Source organism: Bifidobacterium callitrichidarum (genome assembly GCF_003129905.1).
In the GTDB taxonomy this organism is placed as follows: Bacteria; Actinomycetota; Actinomycetes; order Actinomycetales; family Bifidobacteriaceae; genus Bifidobacterium; species Bifidobacterium callitrichidarum.
Window position 1 is genome coordinate 92004 of the sequence record NZ_QFFM01000010.1, and the last position, 24534, is coordinate 116537.

Annotated in this window: 22 protein-coding genes; 3 read left to right on the forward strand and 19 right to left on the reverse strand. The window is 63.9% G+C overall.

Features of this window, described 5'->3' with window-relative positions; translation table 11 throughout:
* The first annotated feature begins 268 nt into the window (after window positions 1-268).
* Window positions 269-1456 (forward strand): class C sortase, encoded by a 1188-nt coding sequence (locus tag DF196_RS05900; RefSeq protein WP_109056944.1) that lies wholly within the window; start codon window positions 269-271, stop codon window positions 1454-1456.
* 17 nt (window positions 1457-1473) lie between these two features.
* Here the strand turns inward: DF196_RS05900 and recR are convergent, their stop codons facing one another.
* Window positions 1474-2076 carry a recombination mediator RecR gene (recR, locus tag DF196_RS05905; RefSeq protein WP_109056945.1) on the reverse strand — a complete coding sequence of 201 codons (603 nt, stop codon included), beginning with the start codon at window positions 2074-2076 and terminating at the stop codon, window positions 1474-1476.
* A 91-nt stretch (window positions 2077-2167) separates the two neighbouring features.
* Entirely contained in the window at window positions 2168-5506 is a 3339-nt protein-coding gene (locus DF196_RS05910) for a DNA polymerase III subunit gamma and tau (RefSeq protein ID WP_109056946.1), read from the reverse strand.
* Window positions 5507-5665: 159 nt separating this feature from the next.
* Between DF196_RS05910 and DF196_RS05915 the strand changes: the two genes are divergently transcribed.
* Window positions 5666-6271 carry a TetR/AcrR family transcriptional regulator gene (locus tag DF196_RS05915; protein WP_109056947.1) on the forward strand — a complete coding sequence of 202 codons (606 nt, stop codon included), beginning with the start codon at window positions 5666-5668 and terminating at the stop codon, window positions 6269-6271.
* Window positions 6272-6417: 146 nt separating this feature from the next.
* Here DF196_RS05915 and DF196_RS05920 read toward each other — a convergent pair whose 3' ends face one another.
* The 15 genes from DF196_RS05920 to DF196_RS05990 form a co-directional block, all read right to left on the reverse strand.
* The gene (locus DF196_RS05920; protein ID WP_109056948.1) at window positions 6418-7542 is read right to left on the reverse strand and encodes a diacylglycerol/lipid kinase family protein; all 1125 of its coding nucleotides are present in this window, start codon (window positions 7540-7542) and stop codon (window positions 6418-6420) included.
* Window positions 7543-7640: 98 nt separating this feature from the next.
* The gene (locus DF196_RS05925; protein ID WP_241519613.1) at window positions 7641-8021 is read right to left on the reverse strand and encodes an Rv3654c family TadE-like protein; all 381 of its coding nucleotides are present in this window, start codon (window positions 8019-8021) and stop codon (window positions 7641-7643) included.
* A 35-nt stretch (window positions 8022-8056) separates the two neighbouring features.
* The gene (locus DF196_RS05930) at window positions 8057-8503 is read right to left on the reverse strand and encodes a TadE/TadG family type IV pilus assembly protein (RefSeq protein WP_109056972.1); all 447 of its coding nucleotides are present in this window, start codon (window positions 8501-8503) and stop codon (window positions 8057-8059) included.
* 5 nt (window positions 8504-8508) lie between these two features.
* Window positions 8509-8793, reverse strand: coding sequence for a DUF4244 domain-containing protein (locus DF196_RS05935; RefSeq protein WP_109056950.1), 285 nt, complete (start codon window positions 8791-8793; stop codon window positions 8509-8511).
* 379 nt (window positions 8794-9172) lie between these two features.
* Complete coding sequence (locus tag DF196_RS05940) at window positions 9173-9778, reverse strand: type II secretion system F family protein (protein ID WP_109056951.1); 606 nt, start codon at window positions 9776-9778, stop codon at window positions 9173-9175.
* Window positions 9775-10497, reverse strand: a complete 723-nt coding sequence (locus DF196_RS05945) for a pilus assembly protein (RefSeq protein ID WP_170114993.1) — start codon at window positions 10495-10497, stop codon at window positions 9775-9777. Before DF196_RS05945 ends, DF196_RS05940 begins: the two co-directional genes overlap by 4 nt.
* Before the next feature lie 3 nt (window positions 10498-10500).
* Window positions 10501-11514, reverse strand: a complete 1014-nt coding sequence (locus tag DF196_RS05950) for a TadA family conjugal transfer-associated ATPase (RefSeq protein ID WP_109056952.1) — start codon at window positions 11512-11514, stop codon at window positions 10501-10503.
* Between the two features lie 4 nt (window positions 11515-11518).
* A complete protein-coding gene (locus DF196_RS05955) occupies window positions 11519-12475 on the reverse strand; it encodes a CpaE-like family protein (RefSeq protein ID WP_109056953.1) in 957 nt (318 codons plus the stop codon).
* A gap of 304 nt (window positions 12476-12779) precedes the next feature.
* A complete protein-coding gene (locus tag DF196_RS05960) occupies window positions 12780-13505 on the reverse strand; it encodes a DedA family protein (protein WP_109056954.1) in 726 nt (241 codons plus the stop codon).
* A 240-nt stretch (window positions 13506-13745) separates the two neighbouring features.
* Entirely contained in the window at window positions 13746-14426 is a 681-nt protein-coding gene (locus DF196_RS05965) for an HAD family hydrolase (protein WP_109056955.1), read from the reverse strand.
* Between the two features lie 243 nt (window positions 14427-14669).
* Entirely contained in the window at window positions 14670-15272 is a 603-nt protein-coding gene (locus tag DF196_RS05970; protein ID WP_109056956.1) for a heat shock protein transcriptional repressor HspR, read from the reverse strand.
* A gap of 189 nt (window positions 15273-15461) precedes the next feature.
* The gene (locus DF196_RS05975) at window positions 15462-16469 is read right to left on the reverse strand and encodes a DnaJ C-terminal domain-containing protein (RefSeq protein WP_109056957.1); all 1008 of its coding nucleotides are present in this window, start codon (window positions 16467-16469) and stop codon (window positions 15462-15464) included.
* A 70-nt stretch (window positions 16470-16539) separates the two neighbouring features.
* Window positions 16540-17259, reverse strand: a complete 720-nt coding sequence (grpE, locus tag DF196_RS05980) for a nucleotide exchange factor GrpE (protein WP_109056958.1) — start codon at window positions 17257-17259, stop codon at window positions 16540-16542.
* Window positions 17259-19142: a molecular chaperone DnaK gene (gene dnaK, locus DF196_RS05985; protein WP_109056959.1), complete on the reverse strand. Its 1884-nt coding sequence runs from the start codon at window positions 19140-19142 to the stop codon at window positions 17259-17261. Before dnaK ends, grpE begins: the two co-directional genes overlap by 1 nt.
* 377 nt (window positions 19143-19519) lie before the next feature.
* On the reverse strand, window positions 19520-21358 hold the full coding sequence (locus tag DF196_RS05990; RefSeq protein WP_241519614.1) for an alpha-amylase: 1839 nt from the start codon (window positions 21356-21358) through the stop codon (window positions 19520-19522).
* Between the two features lie 245 nt (window positions 21359-21603).
* Here DF196_RS05990 and DF196_RS05995 point away from each other — a divergent pair, with 245 nt between their 5' ends.
* Window positions 21604-22629 (forward strand): LacI family DNA-binding transcriptional regulator, encoded by a 1026-nt coding sequence (locus DF196_RS05995; RefSeq protein ID WP_109056961.1) that lies wholly within the window; start codon window positions 21604-21606, stop codon window positions 22627-22629.
* A gap of 107 nt (window positions 22630-22736) precedes the next feature.
* On the opposite strand, the gene DF196_RS06000 is transcribed toward DF196_RS05995, so the two are convergent.
* Together DF196_RS06000 and DF196_RS06005 are read right to left on the reverse strand one after the other, a co-directional pair.
* A complete protein-coding gene (locus DF196_RS06000) occupies window positions 22737-23543 on the reverse strand; it encodes a TraX family protein (protein WP_109056962.1) in 807 nt (268 codons plus the stop codon).
* A 133-nt stretch (window positions 23544-23676) separates the two neighbouring features.
* Window positions 23677-24486: an HAD family hydrolase gene (locus DF196_RS06005; protein WP_109056963.1), complete on the reverse strand. Its 810-nt coding sequence runs from the start codon at window positions 24484-24486 to the stop codon at window positions 23677-23679.
* Window positions 24487-24534: the final 48 nt, after the last annotated feature.

Below are 24534 nucleotides of genomic sequence, written 5' to 3' on the forward strand. Positions count from 1 at the left end.
TTTGCGCCACTCGCATCGTTCCTCCCAAGTTCATGCGGTTATATATCAATTACCGGCAAACGAAAGCGAACCGGAGGGGTTTCCGCAAAGCCTCATAATTGAACGAACCTTTCTTCTTCTCCTTCTTCTTCCTCTCTCAGGGCCCGGCTTCATCACCCGGGCCCTTTCCTTTGTTCTGGTGCCCTGACCCGGTATTTGCGCCGGGCATTCGGCACGGGTAACGTGTCGCACAGCGATACAGGGGCATATCGGGACGGAGGCATCGGCCATGGCTTTCTCACGCAGTCGTCATGCGAGCAGGCACGCCGCTCCCCGACGCTCCGAAAAGCCGACCCCCTCGGACCGCGTCATCGCAGCCGAATCGCATAAGTCGTCACACGATAAGCAACCGAACGACCTCGAACCGCGGCCGAACGCGACCAACCAGTCCGGCCGACCGGCCGCAACTCCCCCGCTCACGTCGTTCAACGAAGCCGTTGACATCACCGACCTGCTCGCCGAACGCCGCCGTCTGCAACGCAATCTTTGGGTGATGCGCATCATCACACTGGTGCTGCTGATCGCCGCCGCGGCCGTGGCCTGCTTCCCGCTGGCCCTGCAATTCCAGTCCGGCCGAGAACTTGCCGCCACCGCGGCCACCAGTGCGCGCGATGTGGCGAATTGGCCGTACCCACAGGCCGAGGACGCGCTCAAGGCAGCCCGTGCCTATAACCAGAAACTCGCCGCTTCCGGCCAGCCCGTCCTGGGCGAGGCCGTGGACCCGTTCGCCACGTCGCAGGGCGGCTCGCGCGCCAGTGGCGAGGACTCCGCCTCCAAGAAGGACAAGGAATACCAGTCGCTGCTCAACGCCGGCAACGAGGTGATGGGCACCATCAAGGTACCCAAGCAGTCCATCGACCTGCCGATCTATCACGGCACGTCGGAGGAAGCGTTGGCGTCCGGCGCAGGCCATCTGTACGGTACGAGCCTGCCCGTGGGCGGCAAATCGACCCATTCGGTGATCACCGGCCACCGCGGTCTGGTGGAGGCGATGATGTTCACCCGCCTCGACGAAGTGAAGAAAGGCGACTTCTTCTACATCGAGGTCATGGGCGAGACGCTGGGCTACAAGGTGGACAACATCTCGGTGATCCTGCCGGACGACACCTCGAAGCTGCGCATCGTGCCCGGCGAGGACCGCGTGACCCTGATGACCTGCACACCGTATGGCGTGAACACGCACCGACTGCTCATTTCCGGCCATCGCGTGGCCATCCCGGTGCCGGCCCCGGAGCCGAACGACATCCTCGACGCCCGCAACATCACCATCGGCGTGACCGCAGGCGTGCTGATGGCCGGACTGTTCGTTGTCTGGCTGCGCCGCCGCCACGAGACCGCCCGCATCATCCGGCATGCAGCGTTCTGGCCATGGCACCGACTGCCCGGCAACAAGCCGAACGATCCGCTCGCCGACTAGGTTCCAAAACTCTGGGCTCAGGCCTCCCGTCGGCCGGCGAGCGCACGGCCGAGGGTGATTTCGTCCGCGTATTCCAGATCGGAGCCCACCGGCAGGCCGCTCGCCAGTCGGGTGACCTTGACGCCGGCCGGCCTGAGCAGCTGGGTCAGATAGCTGGTGGTGGCCTCGCCCTCGATGTTCGGGTCGAGCGCCATGATCACCTCGGTGACCTCACCGCTTTCCAGCCGTTTGATGAGTCCCGGAATCCGCAGGTCGGCGGGCCCCACGTTGGCCATGGGGTTGATGGCGCCGCCGAGCACGTGGTACAGGCCGCGGTATTCGCGGGTGCGCTCGATGCTCATCACATCCTTGGGCTCCTCCACCACGCAGATCACCGTGTGGTCACGGCGCGGGTCGGCGCACACCGGGCATGGGCTGGACTCGCAGACATTGCCGCAGATGTCGCAGAACCGCACCTTCTCCTTGACCTCTTCGATGGCTTCGGCAAGGTCGCGCGCCTCATCCTCCGGCGCGGACAGAATGTAGAACGCGATGCGCTGCGCGCCTTTGGGTCCGATGCCCGGCAACCGGCCGAATGCGTCGATCAGGCGCTGTACGGCACCGTCATAGGCCAATGCCATGGATATGTCTCACTTTCCGCCGCGGCTTCACACCGCGACCATCATGCTTGCTCGGAGCCCCGGCTCAGGCTTTCCTCTCGGGGAGAAGTCGTCACTCCTCAGGCTTCTTAGCGGCCTGCATATTCCTCGGGTTCTTGGGGTCGTCGGCCGTGAACTCCTCGACCTTCTTGACCTCGAACATCTTCTTCAGGTCGTCCAGGCTCATGGCCGAAGCCTCGCCCAGCGACTGGTCGTTCATCGAGTACTCGTCGTCCTCGGCCGGCACCTGCGGTCCGGACTGAGGACCGGCCTGCGACGGAACCTGCTGGTTCCACGGGTCGGCCGACTGTCCCGCCGATTGCCCTGACGGCTGTGCAGTCTGGTTCGACCGCTGATCCCAGCGCCCGGCAGCGGCACCGCCCGTCTGCCCGACTTGGGCTTGGCTCGGCACCGCCGGCTGGTTCCACGGATCCGCTTCCGAGGCCATAGGCGATGACCCTGCCGAAGACTGCCCTGCTGATCGTACCGGTTGGTTCCACGGGTCGTTGTCCGGCGTACTGCCTTGCGGCTGATTCCACGGGTCGGGTCCCATGCCGTCGTCCATCGGTGGTTCCTCCGCCGGCGGCACGTCCGCCCACGGGTCCACGCCGTTCGCGACGCTCCGGGGCTTTGCGTTCGCGGAAAGCCCCGACGAGTTGGCGCCAGGCTGGGCGGCCGTCGCGGCGGTCCGTGTTCCGGACGCCCGTCTGGAGCGGTCCTGCTGTGAAGTCGCATCCCCGCCGGTTCCGAATCCGGATTGCGATCCCGACCAGGAATCTGCCGACGATGCGGCCGAGTCCTCGTTTCGGGACCGCGTGCCGCCGGTCCAGGGGTCGTCCGCCGCAGAGGCAGTCGGTCCCTGAGTCTGCGGTTGCGCACCGCCGCCCGTCCATGGGTCGTCCGCTGCCGGAGCAGCCGGCGAGACGGTCGCTGAAACGCCAGCGGATGCGGCAGGTTGCGCAGGCACGGCCCATGGGTCCACGCCGTCGCTGACGTCCGGAACCGCCACGTGCTTCTTGTGGTGTTCCTCGTGTTGTGGCGCCGCGGTGGACGCCTCGGCCGGGGCGAAGCCATCGGCCGCCGGCATCGCCGGAGCGTCCGTCCGTGTCCCGCCGGGCCGGCTACCGGAATCCGGTACCGCGGTCCTGTCTGCGGTATCGGCTGCGCCGGCGATCGGCTTGGCCCAGGGATCATCCTCCGCCCAACTGGATGTGGAAGATCTGCTGATCAGGCTGGGCTGGTTATCAGCGTCAGATACTGTTCCGGCTCGGTGGATATCGTCGGATTCCTCCGGCTGGGCCGCCGGTTTCGGCGTTTTTGGCTCGCTGCCGGCACGCATGCCCAATCCGGCTCCAAGACTGGAAGCGGCCAGTCCCGCCTTGGCCAGCGCGATCTGCTGCTTCACCTTGGCCAGTTGCTCTGGGCTCATGTACTTGATGGATTCGGCCCGCTCGCCGTTAGCCGTGACCGCCGTAGGGGCGATGACCGCCGTGGGACCGAATTCCTTACGCACGGCATCCCTCACCACGGCCGATGCCTTCTTGCCGCTATCGGTATCCACGGCAAGCGCGAAGGCATGCTGGCTCAACGGCTTGTCGAAGGTCATGGACAGGCATGGCAATCCCTTGCGGTTAGGGCCGAACTTGACGGTCGGCACCTTGCCGCGCGTCACGTACTCGCGGACGGCCTCAGGCAGTCCCGCCACGGCCGCGTCCCACTTCTCGTCTGTCGAACGGTTATCCGCTACCGCAGGCACGGCCGTACCAGCACCAGCACCAGCACCAGCACCAGCACCAGCACCAGCGATATTGCCATTCACACCGCCAACCGGCTGCGTTCCTCCGGACTGCGTCGAGGCTCCCCAACCGTTAGCGGACTGACCTGGCATCTGCTGTGCCGGCATGCCGGCAGCGGGCTGAGCGGACGACGCAATCCCCCAACCATTGGCCGAAACACCGGATTGCGCCGCAGCCGTGCCGGTATCGCCAGCATGCGCACCCCAGCCATCGTTCACCGCGGCCTGTTGCGTACCGCCCGCGACTGCGGATACGGCGTTCCCGCCGGTCTGCGTCCCGACGGATCCGCCAGCCGTTTGCCGCTGATTTCGCGCGGCACCGGAGAATCCTCCATGAGAGGAACCGACGAAACCGCCGCGTGAGGCACCGGCAAAGCCACCGGAAGCCGCACCACCAGCACCCCCGGCCGCTGCACCACCTTGCGCACCGCCTGCGGCACCGCCCTGCGTCGCGCTCGGAGCACCAATGCCGGCAGCTCCAGCCATGCCCGGCACGGCCACGGCAAAGCCCGTCTCACTGCCTGCCAGCAGACGCGCGGCCAGCAGTTCCAACCGCATACGCGGGGAAATCGCACCGGTCATGGCACCCAGCGTGGTGTTGATGATCTCCGCCATGGCGGTCAGCGCGCCAAGCCCCAACGCCTTGGCCTGACGGTGCAAATCGTCCATATCCTCGGCCTCGGCCGTATCGGACAGTACGGATTCCGCGCGGTCTCCGGCCAGTGTGAGCACCAACAGGTCACGCACGCGGGCCAGCAGGTCTTCCACAAACCGGCGCGGATCGAACCCGCCGACCACGACCTTCTGAATCACGCCGTACAGGGCCTCGCCGTTATGGTCGATGACCGCGTCCACGGCCTCGCCGATCAGCGCCTCCGGAGTGAAGCCCAACAGCGCCACAGCGGCATCATGAGTGATGACGCCTTCCACCGAGCCGACCATAAGCTGATCCAGCACAGACAGCGTGTCTCGCACCGATCCGCCGCCGGCGCGCATCGCAAGCTTGAGCACACCGGGTTCGGCCTTGATGCTCTCCTTCTCGCAGATCGTCTCCAGATACGGACCCATGACCTCCTGGGGCACTAGGCGGAACGGATAGTGATGGGTGCGCGAGCGGATGGTGCCGATCACCTTGTCCGGCTCGGTGGTGGCGAAGATGAACATCACATGCTCGGGCGGTTCCTCGACGATCTTGAGCAGCGCGTTGAAGCCCTGCTGCGTGACCATATGGGCCTCGTCGAGGATAAAGATCTTGTAGCGGTCGCGGGCGGGGGCGAATCCGGCGCGTTCGCGCAGTTCACGGGCGTCGTCCACGCCGTTGTGCGAGGCGGCGTCGATCTCCACCACGTCGATGGAGCCGGGGCCTCCGGTGGCCAAATCCTTGCAGCTCTCGCATTCGCCGCAGGGATGCGAGGTGGGGCCCTTGGCGCAGTTCACGCATCGCGCCAGGATGCGCGCCGAACTGGTCTTGCCGCAGCCGCGCGGCCCGGAGAACAGGTAGGCGTGCGTGAGCTTGCCCTCGTCAAGGGCTCGCATCAGCGGGACCGTGACTTGGTCCTGGCCGATCACACCGGCGAAGGTGTCCGGACGATAGCGACGATACAGTGCAAGTGCCATAGCTACTAACCTACCTTGCCCTCACCTACATTCCCATACGACCGCGTCCGGCTGCCATCCATCGCCCCTCGGACCCACTCAGCTACCGGAACCGCCGGCGGTCAGCCCTCCCGACAGGTATTAACATAGTGTCAATAACCTTGTCAGGCAGGAGGGATCATGACCAGCGCTCCCGAAGAGAAGCAGTCCGCCCGCGGCGATGCGCGCCGCGAGGCCATCGTGCAGGCCGCCCGCACCATTTGCCTGGAGAAGGGGTTCTCCCGCATCACCGTGTCCGACATCGCGGGCGAGGTCGGCATGACGCGCTCGTTGTTCTACCACTACTTCAAGGACAAGGACGCCGTGGCGGACGCCGTGCTGGACGACGTCATCGACGAGATCCTCTCCAAACTGGAACGCTGGAACGAGTCCCGCGAGACCGGCAACGTGAGTAAGGCCATCAACGACATCGTCCGTCTGCTGCGCGCGCTCATCGCCGATGAAAGCCCGTTCTCGAACCGTATGATCCAGGACGGCAACGCCGAACTGTATATCAAGTTCATCGACCGGGCCGCCGATCGCATCGCGGACTACATCGCCCAGACCACCGTGCGTGACTTCGAGCAGCTGCATGGTCTGCCGATCACCAACGTCCACGAGACGTTCTTCACGCTGATCGTGGGCCTCATCTCGCTGATCCGTTCCCATCCGAATGTCAGCGACCAGACCATCAAGGAGGTCATGGCCCAGACGCTGCATATCGAAGGGTACGTCACCCAAGACTGAGCATCGAAACCAAACGGTTCGCGCGACAACGGTTTGGGACCCATCCGGCACCGTCTAGCTATCCTCGCTATCCTCGATGCCGGTCGCAAGCGGCTCCGCGCATAGCCGGACCTGGACTTGAGCCCGAAAACCGAGGTACGGTGCGATTATTCGAATCGTCCGGTCAACGGATCGCGCCCATCCCTGGCGATGGCGTCCATCACCCGCTGCCGGTCGTCCACACCCTGCGCGGCCACGGCCGGAGGCACCAGCACGCGCAATGCGCAGTCCTCGGCCACCACCCGGACCGGCAGGCGACCGATGTACTCGCCGTCCGCCATCAGCAGCGGCGGCTCATCGCCCTCGTCCGCCCGGGTGATCTCGATCTCCCGTACGCGCTCCCATCCGAACACCTGCGAGGCGAGCAGCCTGCCGTTATAGGCGTTCGAGACAGCCACCACACATTCGCCGAAGTTGGGCACATGGTCCATCCACACCAGATCCAGCAATCCGTCGGAGAAGCATGAGTACGGCGAGACCTCGATGCCGCCGCCGATGTGTCGTGAGTTCGCCACGGTCAGCAACGGCGAGATGATGTCCCGTTCGTCCGTCGAACCATCCGCCAGGGTGGCCTTGACGTGGTAGCCGTACCGCTTCATGCGCGTCAGCTCCACCAGCACCGCGGCGAAGTAACGCACGGAGCCGTTCGGCAGACGCGAATGGTTCGCTCGGTCGTTGATGCTCGCATCGATGCCGCAGGACAGCATGCCCGCATAGTACCGGTCGATTGGGCGGTCTTCGATCTGCCCGTCGGCCGACTCGTATTCGTCTCCGGTGGTCGGATCGACCGCACGCCCGCCTTCCAGCGAAGTCACACGCCCCATGTCCACGTCAATGGTCGAACCGCACACGATCGCACCGACGATGCCTTCCACGGCAGTCTCGATGCGGTTGACCGGAAGCTTGAGCCCACGTGCGAAATCGTTGCCCGAACCCATGGCCACCACACCCAGCGGCTTGCCACTGCATCCCACGGCGTTGGCTCCGAGCGCGATCATGCCGTCGCCACCGACCACCACCAGATAGTCGTATTCATGCGCTCGTTCGCGGGCCTGATTCAGCGAATCGTCGAAACTGGTGCCGGTGATGTCCATCACCGTGAAATCATGGGCCCGACCGGCGGCCTGGAGCAGGGACAGCACCTGCGCGTCCACTTTGGCGCCGCGGCCCTTGTCCGAAGTGGGGTTGCCCACCATGGCCACAACCCGGCAGCGTTCGTTGCGTTCACTCATGCCTTCACCTTAACCAATGATGGCCGTGCCCCGCCAGAGCGACGCTCCCCTCACACGTGCGGCTTATCCGACATCCGCTTCCGGCATATCGCGTTATCTCATTCCCCGACTCCCCTCGTGCATTCCATGGGCCCGGCCCGGGACGTGCGTTCCACGTGAAACGCCAACGGCACCTTGGTCTCCACCGCGACGGTGACCCAAACGTCATCGCCATGCACCGCGCAGTCAGATGCCGTGGCCCCGCTCGCCGAAACCGTGTTCACGGCAAGCGCGCAGGGGTCACCGGCATCCTCATGCCAAGCGACGTATGCCGCGGAGAACGCGGCCAAATCAGCCAAGGAGCGGGCCCGGCTCTGACAGACCATCAGATTGCCCACGCAAGCCACGACCGCGAGCGCGACGCCCACGACCATGACCAGCATGGCGCCGGCCATGGTTCCCGAACCTTCCTCGACTTCCTCGAATCGTGTCCGATACACTTGCTCGCTCCTTTGCCTGCTCATCGCTGTATGGGTCACTGCAACACCGCAGTGGCGTCGCTGGCGATGCGGGTCGGGGTCACGTCCAACGGACCGGGCAATACCGGGCATTCCACGACCACGCTTACCGAACGCTCGCTGTATTCCGCCCGTATCGAAATGCCATTGCCGGCCACCTCGGCGGCGGCCCGCTGCGCGGATGACTCCTGACCGGAGACCACCAGCTCGCGGGCCGCGGCCGAAGCGGCGCTATGACAGTCCATCGAGACCGACACCACTCGCCCCAACGTCAACAACAGTCCGGCGATGGCGATGACGCTGGGCAGCACGATGGCGAACTCGGCCGTGGCCGATCCCTTCTCCCATGCGCACGCCCCGTCATCAATGTCGTTTCCCCTGCCGGGCCACCATTCATGCGGTGACGGTTCCGATGCATGATGCGGCGGCAATCGTGCCCGCCATCGGATTGTTGGACATCTCATGATCGTCACCCGATGTTCAGCGCCTTCTTGACGATATTCGTCAAGAGCGTCTTGATGACGTCCGACTTCAGAATGGTGACCAGCAGTGCCGCAAAGCCCGTAGCCGCGATGAGTACGACGGCGTACTCGGCCGTGGCCGCGCCTTCCTCGGGTTCGGCCGTCAGTGTGCGGATCCTGGCGTCCATGAGGCAGATGCGTTCGTTGGCGCGTTCCCGTAATTCCGCGAATCTGGCCCTACCGCGGACCAACGGACCGGAACGGCCATCAACAATGGTTAAGGAGGAGTTCATGGCTTTCCTTTCATGTGGAGGGAAGGAAACGCGGCGCCGACATGCCCTTCCCGGATGAGTGATGGATGGTGGCCCCCGCACCGAAATCGGCACGGGGTGCTTCCACTGTGCCGGTTGAGGACCAGGCATCGGAAGAAAAACAGGGCATGTGGTTCCAGCTTCTCCGGTTATCCACCGCCGGGAGTGTCCTCCACCGCGGCTGTGGATAACTTGGGAGCATGGTTCGGCCGTCGCGATATTACGAATGGCATCAATGGGAAAACTCCTGAGTCAGGATTGTCTCCGGCAAGAGCGCCGACACATCCCACGGGGGCTCATCCTCTAATCACCCCGACCGACGGCCCATCCAGTGACATGGCATCGACGAACAAATCGGCCGTCACATGACGAACGAAACGATGGCGGGAATCACGCCTATCAGCACGAAGGCCGGCAGGAAGCACAGTCCCGTCGGCATAAGCAGTTTCACGGATAATCGCGCCGCATTGCGTTCGATCAGCGAGCGTTCGTCGCGGTTCAGCTGTTCGATGGCGGCTTCGATGCGCACGCCCGGCGCATCGCCGTGCTTCCACGAGGATTCCAAGGTGGCGCACAGCAGCGGCAGCACATCGCCGGACCGGTTGCCGGAAGCCCTCCGATGACCATGTTCGGCATCCTCAACGGCAGCGGCCTTCCACGCATCATCCCATGGAGCACCACGATTGAGCGCCGCACCGACCCTTTCCATGCGAGCCCCGCAATCGCCGCCGACGGCACGGCCCACCGCCTCCACGGCACGCGGAATCGACGCGCCTTGCTGCAAAGCGACCTGCACCATACGCAGTATCAGTACGGTCCTAGACACGCCATCGTCATCCTCGGCGCTCTCCTGCGTGCCGGTATCAGGGCATTTGCGAAGCCTGTCTCCGGTGTCGGCTCCACCTACCCGCAGCCATGTCGCGACGGCCGCGCAACAGGAGGCGACGCCGATAAGCCACGCAATCATGCCAGGTCCTCCTTCATCAACGCATGCACCCATGCCAGACCGGCCACATAACAGCATCCGCCCAATGCCAGGCACACCAATCCACGGGAGGAGCCAAGCAGGAATGCCAGGGACTTCGCGCCCATCAATTCACCCAATGCCACCGTGGCGGCCGGGAGCACGCTCAACAGACCGATGGTGGCTTTGGGGACGGCGAATGCCTGGGCGGTCAGATGCTGCGTCAGCCGCAATTGCCGGTATGCCGATAACACCGCTTCCAGGCACGGAGCAGCCTGGCATCCAAGCTCGTCGCTGAGCGTGGCTGCGGCGGCGACGCCCAGAGCGGCATGGCGTATCTGAGCCGGAGATTCGTCCGGCAGCCGCCGCGTCTCGAACAACGCCGTCAAGCGGGTGGCAGTGAGTCTGGGTACCGCAAAGCGGCGACCGTACTGTTCCTCGAAGGATTCCAGTAACGTGCCGCCGCCTTTCATGCGGGCGATGGCCGAGGCGATGACCTGTGCGATGCCAACCCGTGGAAGCGTCCCATGCCCCTGCCCGCCGGAGCCGAGCCGGATGGCATTGCCGCCTGCTTCACCATCATCGTTGAAGGAAGTGGCGGACAACCCCAAGGCGCGGACGAGTCGGCTTTTCGAACGCCGGCCGGGCAACCGTCCGGAAAGATGCGCCCGCCGATCCGGCCACAATATGATGGCGAGCGCCGCCAGCACCGCACACCACATGGCTCAACCGCTCCAACGAACCCGGAATCGTTCCCATTCGGGTGCGTACCGTGGTGCTTCGGAACCATTCCAGACCGCCAGCGGCACCCCGCTCAGCCCGTCTTTCGCCACGCGAAGGCCGCCGATCTGCGCGATGCGGCGATGCCCGTCGGTTCGTTCCAAGTGCAGCACCACATCGAAGGCTCCGGCAGCGAGCATGGCCAAGGCCTGTGGCCCCACGCCGGCAAGCAGTCCCAGGGAGACGAGGCGTGCCGGCACGCGCTCCACGCCATCGGCATGCAATGTGGTCATGCCGCCATGATGGCCTGAGTTGAACGCGCGCAGCAGGTCCACGATCTCCTCACCGCGGCATTCGCCGAGCACCACACGGTCGGGTCTCATACGCAACGTGGCCTTGGTCAGATCGGATAAGCCGATGGCGCCGATGCCCTCCACATTCGCTTCGCGCGCCACCAGGGAGACATGGTTCGCATGGCCGAAATCGCCCAGTTCCCGAACTTCCTCCACGGTGATGATGCGTTCGTTCGCACCGCATCGGCCCAGGAGGGCCTTGACCAGCGTGGTCTTGCCCGCGCCGGTGCCGCCGGTGACCAGCACCGTGGCCCCTTTATCCACCAATCCCGTCAGCAGCGGCAACCAGGCCGGAGGAAACATGCCAGACTGTCCCAAGGCCGGCAATGTGGCGCGCGTGCGGTCGGGGAATCGTATGGAGATCGAGGCGCCCTGCGGCACTAACGGAGCAATCACCGCATGCACGCGGATGCCGTCCACGCTGGAGGCGTCCGCGATGGGGCAGGCGTCGTCCAAGCGGCGGCCCAGTTGCGCGCAGAGCTGGACCGCGTATTCACGGACCACCTGCGGTGACCGGAACGGCACCGGTATCCGCTGCTCCGCCATGCCATTGCCTCGGTCAGCCCAGACCCGGCCGTCGCAGGTGACCGCAAGATCCGTGATGCGGGGGTCGGAGGCCAATCCGTCAAGGAGCCCGAAGAACACGGCATTGTATTGGCGGCTCATGATGTCACCACTCTTCGGATGGCCGGGAGGACGTGCGGGGAGGCCGTATGGCCTGCTCCACCTCATCGGCCAACATGGTCACGGCCTTGCGGCTGCCTTTGACCACCGAGCGAATGCCGAGTCCTTCCAATACGTCGCCGCACAATCCCACGTTCGGGCGGATGGGGCCGAGCACGGTCGCGATGAGGTAGTCCTCCGCTTCGGCGATGCCGACGCCGCCCCGGCCTCGCGGCGCCCCACGCGGTTCGATGCCGACGATGGTGGGAGCGTCGCATCCCCACGAAGCCAGTCTGGACCGGTGTGATTTGGTTCTCGCCAGTCCCATGACGGATAGTTCGGCGGCCACGACCTGCACGCCCCGGCGTAGGTCGGGAACGGTCTCGATCAGGCCGCCCTGGCCGGCATCCACAATGACCACGTCGTTCGCTTCCGCCAAGGCTCGTATCGCGGCCTGGACCTCCCACCACTCGGGTTGGCGGGCGTTCCAGGGATCGTAGGGCAGGATGCGCACGTCTTCCCAGACCAGCAGCTCATGGTTGAGCGCGGCGCCTTCGATGCGTCCCAGCGGAGCATCGATCTGGCTGAATCTGAGACCGGATTCCCGCTCCACGCCGAGCAGCAGATCCAGGCATCCGCCTACGAAATCGGCGTCCACCAGCGCGCAGTTCAGACCGCGGCCGGCCAGGGTCCAGGCCAGCATGGATGCGGTGACGCTCAATCCTATGCCGCTGTGGCTGGCGGTCATCGTCACGATGTTGCGGAACACGGTGTCCGTGGCCAAGGCCGCAGGCGGAGCGTCTTTGGACCGTTTGCGGTCGGATGAGGCCAGGGGCTTGGGCGGAGGGGTGTAGTAGCGAAATGCGGATGAATGCATGTCGTCCGCGGGCAGGGGAACGCCCGGAGGAGCCACCGCGGGCGAGGCCATCCTGCGAGCCACGCGGGGTGTGGTGTTGCTGTTCATAAGGCCCGATTGAAACGTCTTGGAGCCGGTCGGCTCCACTCGGGCGCAGTCGTGTGGCTCCGGCTCGGGGACTTATCCACAGTCCGGCATGTCGCACACCACGCATGTGGATAAGTCAGAAAACAAAAAAGCTCTGTTAAACCAAAATGATCTGGATTCCACCTGGCTACCCCTCAGTCGGCTTCGCCGCCAGCTCCCCTGACAAGGGGAGCCAAGAATAGAGGGCACGCCAATCTCGGTTTAACAGAGCCAAACAAAAACGGCCATGCGCGAGGCATGGCCGCTATGGCGGAAATTTGGAGGCTTACTTATCGAGGTGCTCGATGCCGGACTCCATCACGTCGAGCTGGGAATCGGTCACCGGCTCCGGCTTCTTCTTGCCGAACTTGGCCTTGAACAGGCCGATGATGGTCGGGGCGAGCGAGACCAGCAGGATGAGCACGATCACCAGCTCGAAGTGATCCTGCACGGCAGGGATGTTGCCGAAGAAGTAGCCCAGCAGCGTGAACAGCGTGGACCAGGTGAGGCCGCCGAGTACCGAGAACGGCGTGAAACGGCTCCACCGCATGCCGGAGATGCCGGAGATGAACGGCATGAACGTGCGGATGAACGGAAAGAACCGGCCCAGGAACACGGCGAGCGGACCCCACTTCTCGATCATGCCTTCGGTTTTGGCGATGCGTTCGGGGGTCATGGCCTTGACCTTGCCGGACTGGATGATGCGGCGGCCGAAGAAATGGCCGATGAAGTAGTTGCACTGGTCGCCGATGATCGGCGCGCACCACACCACCGGCAGCAGGTAGAGCAACGGCAGGGCGGCCTTGCCGGTGGCGGCGTCCGGAGCGGCGAACACGCCGGCAGCGAACAGCAACGAGTCACCGGGCAGGAATGGGAAGAACACCACGCCGGTCTCGATGAAGACGATGAGGAAGATGAAGCCAAGGGTCGGCGCCACACCCATGGCGATCCAACCGGCGATCGCGGCGCGCGGATCCTTCAGCAGTTCGAGGATGAAATTGATAAAGCCCATGTGATTCCTGGAATTCCTATGAGTCGAAGTCGGTCATGCGTCGCAGGCCCTGCTCTCGCCGGGATTCGCGGCGGGCGGCGGCGCGCGAAACGCACGTATCAAGCCGTCCACTACCCTACCAGCGGGGCTTATACAAGCCTGAACGGAAACCGACAGGCTCATAGGAATCTGCACAATGCGCCGATGATCCTTGACCGGCTGCTGTTACCGGCTGCTGTTACCGGTCGCCGCCGTGCGAGGTTATTCGGCCGACTGCTCCAGGTGCCGGCGCACGAAGGCGTCGAGCGCGGCGGCATCGATGCCATCATAGGAATCGATGGAGGCGAACTGGCCGAGACCGGAAGTGTCGGTGCGGATCCAGCCGGTCTGCGCGATCAGCGTGGCACCGGACGCGGCACCCGCCTTGAGACCCACCGAGGAGTCCTCCATGACCACGCACTTGGCCATGTCCTCGGGCGCGATGCCGAGTTTGGCCGCGGCGGCCAGATACGGCGCGGGGTTGGGCTTGTGGTCGTACGGGTCGTCGCCGCAGATGTATCCGGAGAGGAGGCCGGCCGCCTGCTTCATGATGTTCTCAGCCATACGGCGGGGCGAGGTGGTAACCAGCATGCACGGAATGCCGGCATCCTTGAGCGAACGCAGCACGTCCCGCACGCCGGGAATCCACGGCAGGCGCTCGACTTCCGCGTTGAACACGTAATCCTTGAGCTGCACGTCGATCTCCTCGACGCTCAGCGTGCAGCCGCGGTCAATCATGTGCTGGGCCACGTTCGGTACCGGGGTTCCGGAGACGGACCAGCCGAGTTCCTCGTTCCAATCGCCACCATTGGCGTGCGCGATTTCGATCTCACCGTCATGCCAGAGCGGCTCGGAATCGATGAGTGTACCGTCCAGATCCCAGAACACAGCCTTGAGTAGCATGCCTACCTCCGTTCATACATCCATTTCGTCACGTTGCGTCTCCCTATGCTCCATTGCACCAACCGGATACGACAGTTGGGGAAGTTCAGCGCGCCACGGTGTGGTGATTCCTGCACGGTGTGGTTACGAAGAATGGCGGAATATAGCCATTCCCAATCAGTACATCATGAAAAGATCACCACACCGTGGGATTTTGACCACACTGTGCGGCCGGGGAATGGAGGATTCGGCGAGCCCGCAGGCTCACCAGCCCCACAGGACCATGGATTTGGAATCGTCGGTATAGGGAGAGGCGACGGCGGAACGCGAGTCGGTGGCGTTCTGGCCGTAGCCTGCGACCGGCGTGGGGCGGCCGGGCAGCTCGCGGGTTTCGCGGCGGATGGCGTTGCGCCACAGGCGGGCGCGATTGGAGCGCTGGACCTCCACGATGTTGCCGTCACGGCCGGCCGCGAAGACGCTGTCCTCATTGGCCGTTTGCATGCGTTTGACCTCGCGGCGTAGCTGGCGGTTCTCCTCTTCGAGCGCCAGGATGCGGGCGATGCCCGAAAGATTGATGCCCTCGTCCTGGCTCAGGCGCTGGGCGCGAGCCAGGCGGGCAATGTCGCGCAGGCAGTAGCGGCGGGCACCGCCGTCCGTGCGCTGCGGACGCACCAGATTCAACCGGTCGTATTGACGGAGGGTCTGGGGGTGGATGCCCGCCAGCTCGGCGGCCTGGCCGACGGTGAAGATGGGCAGTTCAATATCGAAGCCGACCTCATCCGCACCGTCCAGGTCGGCGCGTCCCATGACGAGCGCGGTGGCGCACATGGCGTAGAGCTGCCGCATCTGATTGGCTGTTCGCGCCATGATGTGCCTCCTTTTATGCGTTTGATCTACGGTTTTGCATAGGGGCTCCCCTCAGTCCGCCCACGGTGGCCAGCTCCCCTCATAGAGGGGAGCCAATGTGCAAACGTGTCATAATCCATCAACACGCTCACAGCCACGTCAGAGGAACCAAAACCGCTATTTGATGATGAGCAAGAACCCCGGCGGGGATCAGCGGGCGAGGTAGTCGCCGGCCTTCTCGTCGAATTCCTTGGCGGCGTGCTTGAGCATGAGGCCCGGTTTGGCGGGGACCATGATCTGCACACGGCCGACGAGGTCGCCAGGCTGGTTGCCGCGCTTGACGCCCAGACCTGCGAGCTTGAGTTCCGTACCGGAGCTGGAGCCGGCCGGCACCTTGAAGGTGACGGGGTTGCCGTCGATATCTTTGACCTCGACCTTGCCACCGGCCACGGCCTCGCCCACGGTGACGGGCAGGTCCATGACGATGTCCGAGCCGCGCATCGAGAACGTGTCGTCCGGCTTGACGGTGACGTGCAGGTACAGGTCACCGGCCTTGCCTCCGTTAAGACCGGGCTTGCCCTTGCCGGCGAGCTTGATCTTCTGGCCGTCACGCACGCCTGCTGGCACATGGGCCTTGAACTTCTTGCCGTCCACGGACAGGGACACGGTGGCACCCTTGACCGCCTGACGCAAGGTCAGTGCGATCTTGGAGTTGCGATCCTCGCCGTTCTCCGGGCGCAGGGCCTCCTCGTAACCGTAACCGCCGGCGTTGCCGTACTGGGCACCCTGGCCCGCGGCACCGCCGAACATGGAGAAGATGTCGTTGATATTGGGGTTGCCGCCGGCACCGGACGTGGAGAAGCGGATGCGCGAACCGTTGCCGCCCATGCCGGAGCCCGCGCCGAACATGGAACCGAAGATGTCGGAGAAACCGGAAGCGTCGAAGCCGCCGGAGCCGGAACCGCCGGCGAAGCGCGCGCCGCCCATGCCGAACTGACGGATCGCATCGTACTTCTGGCGATCCTCCTTCTTGCTCAGCACGTCATAGGCTTCGGAGATGTCCTTGAACTTCTCCTCGGCTTCCTTGGTCTTGTTGACGTCCGGGTGATACTTACGGGCGAGCTTGCGGTACGCCTTTTTGATGTCGTCGTCGGAGGCGTCCTTGGAGACACCAAGGACCTTGTAGAAATCCTTGCTGAGCCATTCGTTCTCAGCCATTCATGTCTCCTTTCTTGAAAAGTATGATGTAAGGTTTTGCCTCCCTCACTAGAAGGGAGGCAAAACGACATTAGTTTTGGGGGGAGGCTACTACCACTCGGGCGGCGCGGATTACGCGGTCGCCGATGCGGTAGCCGGCTTCGACCACGGTATCGACCGTTTCCTTGTCGGCGTTCGGATCCGGCTTGTGCAGGATCGCGTCGTGCTTGGTGGGGTCGAAGGTTTCGCCCTTCTCGCCGAACTTCTCGACGCCGAACTTCTCGAAGGCCTTGTCGATCTTGGCGGCCACGGCCTTGAACGAATCGTCCATCTCGCTGTGTTCGCGGATGCGATCGATGTCGTCGAGGGCCGGCAGCAGCGCGGTCAGCACGTCGATGATGCCGTGCTGGCGGAAGCGCTCCTGCTCGCGGGTGGCGCGGTTGCGGTAGTTGATGAACTCCGCACGCTCGCGCTGCAGGGCTTCGAGGTAGTCAGCGGCCTCCTTCTTGGCCTTGCCGAGCGGGGTGAGGGTGTCGTCGGAAGCGGAGGAGTCGGTCTCGGACTTTGCCGAGTCGCTGGTCTCTCCGGCATTCGCCGGCTTCTCTTCCTCAGTCGCGGCTGGTGCCGCAGCAGCTCCCTCGTCAGAGGGAGCCGAGGTGCTGGTGCCCTCGGGCTTGGCGGAGTCCGCACCGGCGGAAGGCTGGGAACCGCCCTCAGAGGCGGCCGTGCCGGCCGTGGAGGACTTGGCAGCAGCCAAATCGTCCGCGTCCGGCAGGTCGTTCAGGTAGTCGTCCTTATTGAAGTCGGACATCACTTGTTGTCCTTGTTGTCGTCGTCATCCACGACCTCGGCCTCGACGGTGTCGTCGTCGGAGGAAGAGGAGGCGGAACCGGCGGACGCACCGGCACCGGCGGCACCGGCCGCGGCACCCTCGGCACCCTGCTGGGCGTAAAGGACCTGGCCGATCTTCTGGGCGGCGGTCATCAGCTCGGTCTGAGCGGTCTTGACCTTCTCGGTGTCCTCACCCTTCAGGGATTCCTTGAGGGCGTTGACCTTCTCGGTGACTTCCTTGACGATGTCGTCGGAGAGCTTGTCCTTGTTGTCGTTGACGAGCTTCTCGGTGCTGTAGGCGAAGGCCTCGGCCTGGTTACGGGTCTCGGCGTCCTCCTTGCGCTTCTTGTCCTCGGCCTCGTGAGCCTCGGCCTCCTTGACCATGCGGTCGATCTCGTCCTTCGGCAGGCCGGAACCACCGGTGATGGTCATGGACTGCTCCTTGCCGGTGCCCTTGTCCTTGGCGGACACGTGCACGATGCCGTTGGCGTCGATGTCGAAGGTGACCTCGATCTGCGGGACGCCACGCGGAGCCGGAGCGATGCCGGTCAGCTCGAAGGTGCCCAGCGGCTTGTTGTCGCGGGCGAACTCACGCTCGCCCTGGTAGACCTGGATCAGCACGGACGGCTGGTTGTCCTCGGCGGTGGAGAAGACCTCGGAACGCTTGGTCGGGATGGCGGTGTTGCGGTCGATGAGCTTGGTCATGATGCCGCCCTTGGTCTCGATACCGAGGGACAGCGGGGTCACGTCGATGAGCAGGACGTCCTTGCGGTCGCCCTTGATGACGCCGGACTGCACGGCTGCGCCGACGGCCACGACCTCATCCGGGTTCACGGACTGGTTGGCTTCCTTGCCGCCGGTGAGCTCCTTGACGAGCTCCTTGACGGCCGGCATACGGGTGGAACCGCCGACGAGCACCACGTGATCGATGTCGGACACGGAGATGCCGGCGTCGTGCAGCACGTTGTTGAACGGGGTGCGGCAGCGACCGAGCAGGTCGGAGGTCATTTCCTCGAAGTGGGCGCGGGTCAGGGTCTCATCCAGGTGGACCGGGGTGCCGTCAGGGGTCATGGCCAGGTACTGCATGGAGATGCTGGTGGAGGTGGAGGAGGAGAGCTCCTTCTTCGCCTGCTCAGCGGCTTCCTTCAGACGCTGCAGGGCGATCTTGTCCTTGCTCAGGTCGACGCCGTACTTGTTCTTGACCTCGGAGACCAGCCAATCGATGATCTTCTGATCCCAATCGTCGCCGCCCAGGTGGTTGTCGCCGTTGGTGGCCTGCACCTGAATGGTGGAGAAGCCGTCGTCGTCCTTGCCGATCTCCAGCAGGGAGACATCGAAGGTGCCGCCGCCGAGATCGAAGACCAGGATGCGCTCGTCTTCCTTGCCCTTCTCAAGGCCGTAGGCCAGAGCGGCCGCGGTCGGCTCGTTGATGATACGCAGGACGTTCAGGCCGGCGATCTTGCCGGCGTCCTTGGTGGCCTGACGCTGGGCATCGTTGAAGTATGCCGGGCAGGTGATCACGGCGTCCGTGACCGGCTCGCCGAGGTACGCCTCGGCGTCCCTCTTCAGCTTCATCAGGATCTGCGCGGAAATCTCCTGCGGGGTCCACTTCTTGCCGTCGATCTCGACGGTCCAATCAGTGCCCATGTGACGCTTCACGGAAGAAATAGTGCGGTCAACGTTGGTGACGGCCTGACGCTTGGCCACTTCGCCGACGAGGATCTCGCCGGACTTGGAGAACGCGACCACGGACGGCGTGGTGCGGGCGCCCTCGGCGTTCACGATGACGGTGGGCTCGCCGCCTTCCAGCGTTGCAATGCAGGAATTCGTAGTACCCAGATCGATACCAACTGCACGTGCCATAATGTGTGCTCCTTTTGTTCTTGATTATTCGTTCGTACGTTTCTCGCCCAAGTTCCGAACCGGTCGTCTCTTGGACCTTCCAAAACTTGAGCCTACACCACTCAACTTCCGAACGGCAAGTTCTATTCCCAAATTCGTCACAAAAAGTTGAGCGTGTTGCGCTCAGGTTTTGGAGGTCTTTGTTGAATTGCGACTATCAAGCAGCTTCACCGCGACTCCCCTCAGACGGCTTCGCCGCCAGCTCGTCCTGCAATTGAGGACGAACTTCGTTCGCGTTCTGTTGGCTCGACTGTCGTCTCGCACATTGCCTACAAACAGCTCCGCTGTTTGTTTCACGGCAATGTCCTTAGAGAGGGGAGCCAAATACCCTATAACGCTCAGGTTTTGGAGGGGTCTTTGCGCAGGCGGGCAAGGGCGGTGAGGAGGAGCATCGCGGCGGCCAGGATGAGCACCGAGAGGCCTGCGGAGCGGCTGGTTTCGTCGATGGTTTCGGCAGTCTCCTCATCCATGACGGCGTCCGCATGGTCCGAGGGCTGGGCGGCCGTCATTTCGGCAGCGCTGGCGACGAACCAATCCGGATCGGCCGGGTCGGTGTGCCGGGTGCCGGACCATGCGCCGCGCGTGGCGCCTACGTGTATGGCGATAGCGGAACCGGCCGGCAGGGTGGCCTCGAAGGTGCCGTCGGCCTTGACGGAGACGGCAGCGGAGCAGTCACCGGAGGCGTACACGTTGCAGTACACGCCGGCCGGCATCGAAGTGGAGAACGTCTGCGTGACGGGTTTGTCGCTGTTGTTGATCGCCAGATAGCCCACGCCGGCATCGGCTTTGCCCGTTGCGGTGATGTCATCGGCCGTGTCATCGGTGGCGATAGCAGCATCACCCGCACCATCGGCAGCCGCTCCACGGCCGAAGCCGACCACGTTCTCGCCGTATTCCTTCCAATCCGTAACCTTGGTGCCGGCCACGGCGTTATGAAAGCCAATCATGCCCCGGATGGCGGTCCACCGCTGCGCGCACTGCCAGGTGTCGGCGGCTTCGGCGCCGTCCGTGGGACAGGTCATGTCCGGCACGGAAGTGGCCGTGGCACCGGGCGCGCCGTCATCGCTGGAGCCGAAGTAGTAGCCGGAATAGACGTGCGGCTGCCCGTATCCGTATGCCAGCAGGAAGGCGTTGGCCAGCAGGTACTTCGCGCCGTCCTTGTAGGTCAGGGCGCTGCCGTTGCGTTCGGTGTCCCAGTTCGTGACCCATACGGCAGCCTTGCGGGACGGCACCCAGCTTGCGCTGGCGCCGATGCGGGCCAGTCCGAAGCTGGCGGAGTTGATATCGCCGTCGAAGGCTTCCTTGAGGCGGGCGTTGACGTTGAATTCGGAGACCTTGCCGGTGCCTAGGTAGTTGGATGGCTGGATTTCAGCGGCTTCCGAGGCACTGCCGATGACCTCCTGCTCGAAGAAGATGCTGTCCGCATTCCGGCCCGTCTTCTCGGCGAGTTTGGCCTTGATGGCCGCCACGTCCTTGGCGGCGATGTGCTTGACCGCATCTACGCGGAAGCCCGCCACACCCATGTCCAGCAGCCCGGCCATATAACCGGCGAGCTTGTCCTGCACGTATTCCTGACCGGTGTCGAGGTCCTGCAGGCCGGTGATACGGCAGTTCTGCACGTTGTCGGCATCGTTGTAGTTGCTTACGTTCGCAGTGCAATCGTGGAAGTTGGCGGAGGTGTACGGCACGGCGGGAAAGTTGCCAGCGTTGTCAAAGGAGCTTCCGGCCACGCCTGCGCCGGATTGGTCGGCCCCGGCCATGTGATTGACGACCGCGTCCGCGATGACACCCACGCCTGCCGCCTTGCAGGTTTTGATCATGGCCTTGAATTCGGCTTCCGTGCCGAGCTTGGAATCGAGTCTGTAGCTGACCGGCTGGTAGGAGGTCCACCATTGCGCGCCGGTAATGGTCTCCTGCGGCGGGGAGACCTGCACGTACCCCACGCCTTCCGGACCGTAGGTTTCGGTGCATTCGCGGGCCACGGAGTTCCAGTTGGTCTGGAAGGCGACGACGATGACGTCGCTCTTGGATTCGGCGGCGTGGGCGACCGGCGCCGGACCGTCTGGCAGGGCGGGCAGAGTCGCAGCCGATAGCGCGAACGCCGCCATCGCCGACACGAGCGCGGTCGTCATCTTGCACAGCCGACCACCAAGTCGTTGCACCGTCTTTCCTGTCATGGTCTCCCCCACTCTCCATCGAGCGTTTGCACTGTGCCGAACGTCACCGATACACAACAGTGTTACCGCATACGTTCGCACCTTAGTCTTTACGCAAAGAATATCATGATTGAAACCGCGTGTAACTCGCCGTTTCGCTAACGTTTGCAGTGTATGATGACTGTAGTTGACATTACAACGACGTATCATCGCGACAGTTCGGGCATCACGGGACGACGCCCGTCCCGTACGACTGAGGAGGGTTTATGGGCAAGGCAGACATCTACGAAGTAGCCAAGGCCGCCGGCGTTTCCATCTCCACGGTGTCCCGCGCGTTCACCCGACCGGACCTCGTCTCGGACAAGACCCGCCGCAAGGTGCTGGACATCGCGGACAAGCTCGATTTCAACATCTCCCGTTCGGCCACGGCGCTGAAGTCCGGCCGCACCAACCGTGTGGCGCTGCTGATGAACGAGGAGATCACCAGCTGGTTCAACACGCAGACGTTCGCCGGCATTGAATCGATGATGCATCCGGCCGGCTACGACATCTCGCTGTTCCAGCATATCGACACCGAACAGAACCGCCGTGAGTTCTTCACCGACCTGCCCATCCGCCGCAATGTGGACGCCGTGTTCGTGGCGTCGTTCGCCATCGACCCGCACGAGACGGAGCAGCTCAAGCGCCTCCACGTGCCGATCATCGGCATCAACACGCCTTCCGTGGACGGGTTCGACGCCACCGTCAGCATCGACGACGAACGCGGCATGTACACGGCCACCCAGCACCTCATCAATCTGGGGCACAAGCACATCGTGTACCCATGCTCGGAGGCGGCACTACTGAATTCCTCCATCGACGCCCGCACACGCGGATTCATCCGGGCCTGCCAGGACGGCGAACACAAGCACGAGCTCAACTGGCAGGTGCTGTCCGTGCCGCGCGGTCCGGCATTCGCCGATTCGGCGTTGTCCGCACTGCTCGCGCTGGACGAGTTCCCGGACGCGATCTGCTGCCAGATGGATATGATGGCGATCCCGCTGGTGCTCAAGTTGGAGCGGTACGGCCATCGCACGCCGCGCGACTATTCGATTGTGGGCTTCGATGACAGCCCGTACGCGGACACCATCAACCTGACCACGATGCGTCAGGATCCGTATGCGATGGGTCGCACCGCGGCCGGCAAGGCGCTGAAGTTGATCGACGGCAAGGAGCTCGATACGCCGCATGAGGTGGTGGAGGCGCAGCTGGTGCCGCGTGGCACCGATATGCCGTTCGGCGACGTGGAGTGAAGACACTTTTACGAAGGTATGGGAACGGCCTGCGACCATTGTGATTCCACATGGTCCGCAGGCCGTTCCCTTGCTGCCTGACCGTCCAGTCACGCAGGCAAATCGCACTACAGCAACGCGCCGATGAGGAGCATGACCGGGTAAAGGGCGTAGAAGACCCACTTGGTCCAGGAATGACGGTAGCCGAGTTCACCGTTGCGGTAATGGAGGAAGGCCACGCCGACAGCCGGGGTGATGCACATGACCGCACCCAGCAGGCCGGCGGTGAACATCATCGTGTTCTCGCGAGCGTTGAGGAAGTAGAAGACCAGCACGAAAGCGAGCGTGAGCGCGCCCGTGTACATCACGCGCTGACTGACGCCGACGTGCATGATGAGGTTCCACAGTACGCCGGCAACGATCACGGCGATGGTGAGCAGCCAGCGCACGGCCCTCGTGTGATGCTTGGCAATCCAGTCGATGGCGATGAGCACCAGCAGGGCGATCACCAATCCCCACACCGGGTTGCTGATCCAGTAGGAGACGCCACCGGACGACGCCTGTGCCCCGCGATACGGCGTACCCCAATTCCCGGTAACGATCTTGCCATAGGGCACATCGCACAGGACAGCCAGGATGAACAAACTCGCCCAATAGCGCCAGACGTTGCGCGTATGCCGCCAACCGTCGAAGAGGAGCCAGGCGTAGATCGGCACGGCGCACCATGAGGCGATCTCGCAAATCACGGCGACGGTGAGGCCGGTCATATTGTCTGCGTTCAGCGGGCCGAACAGCATGGGCACGAGCGTGGTGGAGGCCACGGAAAAGGCCATGAACACCGCGCCGATCACCTTGAGGCGGAACACGGACAGGCCCTTGTGACGGCGATCAGTGCCGGCAGCCTTGCGTTGACGGGCCATTTCGACTTCGTTCATGGATGCTCCTTGTGGACTCGGCGATCGTCTCTCTTCCCCCGGTCTGCTGAAGATGCGGCTTGCGTGTCCGCTCCCCTCAGTCTCGCTTCGCGAGCCAGCCCCCCCCTCAGAGAGGGGAGCCAATGTAATTCGTTTATCGCACTCCGAGGAACCGTTCGATTCCAGCATAATCGGGGCCGGTCAGGGAGAGTATGGCTTCGGGGCAGACGGCCGGGTCGTCCGGCGGGGAGATGGCGGTGCGTAGGTAAATGCCGTCGATGCCGGCCGCACGGGCGCCGGCGATGTCCGAGACGGAATCGTTGCCGACCATGACCACCTGATCCGGCCGCAATCCTTCACGGGCCAGCGCCCGGTTGAAGATCTCGGGTGACGGCTTGCGCACGCCTTCCTCGCTGGAGATGAGGATGCGGTCGAATGCGTCGTCGAGCCCCAGCAGCTCCAGTTCGGGGCGGGTGTAGCAGGATTGCGCGTTGCTGACGAGTACTACGCGCAATCCCGCGGCCTGCAATCGGGCCAGCAGCTGCAGCGCACCCGGATAGAGGTGCAGCAGGCTGGTGCTGGCGCGGCGGAACGTCCAGGCGAGACGGCCGGCAACCTGTTGCGCTTCCCCGAGTTTCCCGGATTCCCCGTTCTTTCCGGCCGTTTCCCTGTCCGAAGCCGCATCACCGGTCCGACGCGATGCCGGACTCGACGCCAAGCCCTGATACACCGGCAGCAAATCGGGTTCGGCCCATTCGCCGTGCTTCCCTGCGGCGGCTGCCCGAATCGGGGCGGCGAGCTCATCGAATCGCTCGCGCAGGGCGTCATTGGAGGGGTACAACACGCCGCATTCGATGGCCAGGGCATCGCACAGCGTCGACCATGCGACGCTTGACGATTCGTCCGTACGGATGTCGACCAACGTGCCGTATAGGTCGAAGAACACGGCGGAATAGGTGGACATTGGAGCCTCTTTTCAAAGGATGGGGTTGCGGCCGTTGTTCGGCTCCCC